Raw genomic sequence first — 4,794 nt, forward strand, 5'->3', positions numbered from 1 at the left:
TTTTGGTCCAGCTCTGGAATTTTCTCCAAGGGAATGCGAGAAAAGTCCAGCGGATCCCCCCTCTCGCGGCCCTCGTAGCCCACCCTTTCTAAAAGGGCCATTTCCTCAGGGGTAAGGTGTTCGCGCAGTATCTCCCTGGAGGCCAACAGCCAGACCTTGCCCGGCAGGTACTCGTACTCCAATACCTTGGCCCGCTCGAGGCCGGAGAGGGTGCGCTCGAGGTTCTCCAAACCGATTTCCCGCATAGGCGCAGCGGCTTCTTCCTCCTCATCGTCCTCTCCTAAAGGGAGATCTTCCTCAACCCCTTCCTCGGATTCGCTCTCGTAAATCCGCCGGTAGAGGGCCTCGCGGTAGTCCGTTAGGACGGGTTCGCTCTGCAAAAGCTGGATGAGCCGCTGGGCGAACTCCGCCTGGGCCCCATCGGCCTGCCCGATCCCGAGGGTCCAGCGAAGGAAGGACCAGTCGCTTTCCGTATACAGAAGCAGGCAGTAGGCCTCCCTTCCATCCCGCCCCGCGCGCCCTGCCTGCTGGAGGTACTCCTCGAGGCTACGCGGTGGCCGCCAGTGGACCACCAGGCGGATATTCCCCTTGTCGATGCCCATACCGAAGGCGGTGGTGGCCACCATGACCCGGGTCTGGCCGGAGATGAAGCGCTCTTGGGCCTCCCGGCGGGGAACCGGGCCCAGCCCGGCGTGGTACGCTTCAACCTCCAGGCCAGGGAAGAGGCGGCCTAGGGCCCAGGCCAGCCGCTCGGCCTCGGCCCGGGTGGCGGTGTAGACGATGGCGCTTTCCCCCTCCCCATGCGCCAGGAGCCATTGGAGGGCCTTGGCTAGGACCTGGAACTTGTCCACCTCCCCCCTCGCCTTCCTCACCACAAAGCGGAGGTTCGGGCGGTGGAAGCTTTCGGGCTTAATCAGCCGGAAGGTTTCCAGCTTAGCGACCTTCCTTAACCCTTCCAGGTCCTTCGGGGTCAAGGTGGCGGTGAAGAAGCTCTTGGGCACCCCCTCCAAGGCCTCCAGCTTTCTCAGGGCCTTGAGGTAGTCCGGCCGGAAGTCAAAGCCCCACTCGATCAGGCAGTGGGCCTCGTCAAAGACCACCCGCCTCAGTTCCCCCGCGGCGTGCTTCTCCTGGATCAGTTTCCCAAGGGCCTCGCTCCGATTCAACCGCTCGGGGCTCACGTAAAGAAGCCGTACCCGACCAGCCCTAACCTCATCCAGCACGCTCCTCTGTTCCCCCAAGCCCATCAACGAGTGCACCGCACCCACCGGCAGGCCCAGTTCCAGAAGCCGGTCGGCCTGATCCTTCATAAGGGCCACCAGGGGGGAGACCACCAGGGTCAGGCCCCCCTGGATAAGGGCGGGGAGTTGGAAGGCCAGGCTCTTGCCGAAACCCGTGGGCAACAAGGCCACCAGGTCCTGGCCCTCGAGGGCTGCCTGGATGGCCTGGGCCTGTTTGGCCCAACGCTCCTCTTCCAGGGAAAGCCCGTAGACCCCCTCCGCGATGCGCCGGGCCTTGGCCAGGGGCTCAAGATCGGATTCCAGGATGGCCCTAAGCCGGCGCAGGGCCTCCTCTTCCAGCTCCTCCTGGGGAAGCTGGTCCCGGTCAATCCCTAGGATCCCTGCCAAGAGATCGTAAAACCCCTTCCGGTCCTCGGGAACGTGCCGGTGGGCGCCCGAGGGCAGGGCGCGGTAGAAAACCTCCTGGTAAGCGGCGTTGAGGAGCTTCTTGTCCCAAAGCACAAAGGCCCCGTCCCCCACCCCCTCCCGCCGGTCGCGGATCAGCCGGCCAAAGGCCTGGGCGAAGGAGAGGGCGGCCTTGGGCAGGTAGTAGTCCCACCACTTGTCCAGGCCCTGCTCATAGGCCCGCTCCATGCGCTTGGTGAGGAGCAAGGAGGGCAAGGGAAAGGGGATCCGCTCCAGGTTCACGAGCTTCAAGGCCGGGAAATCCACTCCCTCCATGTAGCTCCGGGAGCCCAAAGCCGCCACCGGGGCCTGGGGATTGGCCTTGATCAGGCTGGCCACGTCCTCCGGCTCCTTGCGGGTGAGGGGGGCCAGCCAGGAGGTGCGGAAGCTCCTTCAGGGCCTCCTTGGCCTCCTCGAGGCGCCGCAGGCTAGTGAAGAGGGAAAGGCTGCGGTGGGACTTGGCCAGAAGAACCCTCAGTTCCTCGTGGAGCATGCGCTGGAAGCGGGGCAGGGTGCTCTCGCGGGCCTCGGGGAGGTGGCGGGGCACCAGGAGATGGGCCTTTTCGTAGGGAAGGGAGGGGGGTAACCGTCGGCCCTTGGCCTCCTCCAGGCCCAAGGCCCGCTGGAGAAAACGAAAGCCCTCTTGGTCCTGCTCGGTGGGAACGGTCAGGGTGGCGCTGGTCAGGACCACACTTCTAAAACGGGGCCACAGCCTTTCCTTCAGGGCACGGGAAACGTCAATGGGCTGGGCCAGGTGCCGCCAGCTCCCCGTAGTGGGGTCCCACTCGGAGAGGTGGAGCTGGTTGGGATCGGGTTCGCCCCCCACAAGCCCTAAGACCCGGCGCCGCTCGAAGAGGAGATCCAAGGCTCCTTTGAAATAGTCCCGAAGAGGGGCCAGGTCCCGGGCCAAGAGGGTTCTTGGGTCCTGGCCGATGGCCTTGAGGGCTTCCTCGAGTTCGCGGAGGTTTTCGATAAGCGCCTGCTCTTCCCGGTTGATGCGGGGCCACTCCTCGAGCCTGAGCCAGACCTGGCTTAACCCCAGGGTAAGACCGTAGCGCGAATCCCCTGAACCCCGGTTCTTGATAAGGTCTAAAAGATATCGGGTATAGGTGCCCAAAGCCTCGCGCAGACGGGGAAGGAGCTTCTGAACGACCTCCTTGGCCCTTTCCCGTTCCGCTTCCGAAAGCGCCTCGAGCCGGCGCTTGTCCCTAAGAAGGCCCCGGTCCTTCTGGGGATGGGCTAGGCGATTGAGCCGGTGGGTGAGCTCCTCGTGGTCCAAGACCAAGGTGAGGGCCTCGGTGGCGGTGTCCTCGAGGTGATGGGCCTCGTCCAGCACCAGATGGCTTTCCCCTTCCCCCTCCTCTTCCTGAAGAAAACTGGCCAGGAGATAGGCCTGGTTGGTCACCAGGATCTGCGCCTCCTTGCGATGGGCAAGCTGGCGCTGGAAGGCGCAGGTATGGAAAAAGGGGCAATTCTCCCGGCAGCGCCGGGGATTGGTGCCCACCCGGTCCCTCGCCTCGCGGAAGCCCCTGGAGAAATGCCAGTAACCGGGGAGGGCCTCGAGGTCATACCCCCCCAAGGCCGCGTAGTGCAGGAGCAGGCCCACCGCGGCCCTCAGCTCCTCGTCCTCTTCCTCCCTGGCATCCAAAAAGAGTTCAAAGAGAGCCTCGGGGCAGAGGGTGTCCCGCGGGCTCTTGACGAGGGCCGCCCTGACGGCGTAGCCCTTTTCGCCCACGTTTTTAAGCTCATCCAGGGCCTGGGCCTGGAGCACCTTGGTGTAGGTGGCCACCCAGGTCTTTCCCCCCAGGTGCAAAACGGGGTAGAGGTAGCCCTTGGTCTTGCCCGTACCCGTGGGGGCCTCGAGGAAGACCTGCGCCCCCTCCCGCAGGGCGGCCTCCACCTCCTTGAACATCTCCTCCTGGGCTGGCCGCCTTTGGGGAAGGAGGCCTTCTCCCAGGTCTAAGGGATGCGGCAAGGGCCGGCCCTCGTACTTAACCGGCTCTACCCGGGGGGGCGTAGCCAGGAGCTCCTTGACCTGGCCTGGGGTGTCTGGAAATAGCTCGGCCTCAGTAAGCCCGAGTTCCCGCCAGGCCCGGGCCACCCCGTCGGGCGGTGTTTGTAGGGCCAACCCGGCTAAGACCCTCCAGGTCGCCTCCGCGTCGGCCTGGGCACGGTGGGCATCCTTGAGGGCCTCACCCGTCAGGTAGGCGTAAAGATCCGCCAACCGGTAGCCGGAAAGTCCCCGGGGTGGGGTGGGAAAGACCAAATGGGCCAGGCGCAGGGTATCCAGGGGAATTTTCGCCCCCGGGGGAGGCTCGAGATCCATCTTTTTAAGAAGACGTTCCAGGATAGGCAGGTCATAGCGCCGAAGGTTGTGGCCGAGAAGGGGGCGGTCCCCGATAAACTCCCGAAGGTCCACGAGGGCCTCCTCCAGGGGTACCTTTTGGTCCTCGTATTCCTGGAAGGGAATGCCTGTCAGGCGAAAGGCCTCATGGTCGGCCTCGAGGACTCCCTCGGTCGCCACGTACCTGTGAAAGCTCCTCCCCTCCACGTCCTGGGCAAAAACCTCCAGGATCTCAGCCTCCCCTGGGTCAGGGGAGGTGGTCTCTAGATCCATGGCCACGTAGGATTTCATAGGGTTCGGCTGAAGAACTCCTCAGAGGCTGTCGTAAAAGCCCTCCACGGTCACGCGTAAGCGTACCTTGAGAGGCTAGGCGGCCCTGGCCAGCCGCTTCACCCACAAGCGTACCATGCCTAAGTACATCCAGGCCTCCGTTACCTCAAGTCGGTTTCGCCCCAGCCAGAAAACGGCTTTCTCCCAGATCCCCTCCTTCTGCCCCCGGCGAAAGTAGGGATAGACCGTAGACGGGTGGGGCAGGTCAGGAACGTACGCCTGCGGCGTGACGGGGCATAGCCCGCCACTTGATGCCGTTTTCCCGGACGTAGAGTATGGCGTTCATCATTTCCCTCCTTAAGCTGTTCCCCTAACGGGGAAGCAGCGGCACCTTGGCGGGTCGGCCGCCGGGCTTGGGGATCAAGGGCTCCAGGAGGGACCACTGAACCCGGACAGACACATGTGAGACTGGACGAGTAAAAATGTGGGGACCACTCT

At 64.1% G+C, this 4,794-nt stretch carries 1 protein-coding gene and 1 pseudogene; both read right to left on the reverse strand.

Features of this window, described 5'->3' with window-relative positions; genetic code table 11:
• Window positions 1–2,021: RecQ family ATP-dependent DNA helicase (locus tag TNMX_RS13330; protein WP_253269384.1), on the reverse strand; the 2,021-nt coding region annotated here is incomplete at its 3' end.
• Between the two features lie 1,423 nt (window positions 2,022–3,444).
• Window positions 3,445–4,317 (reverse strand): annotated as a pseudogene (locus tag TNMX_RS13610) (exonuclease domain-containing protein); the annotation flags it as partial.
• Window positions 4,318–4,794 lie beyond the last annotated feature (477 nt).

Origin of the sequence: Thermus sp. NMX2.A1, assembly GCF_000511705.1 — a bacterium.
Lineage (GTDB): Bacteria > Deinococcota > Deinococci > Deinococcales > Thermaceae > Thermus > Thermus scotoductus.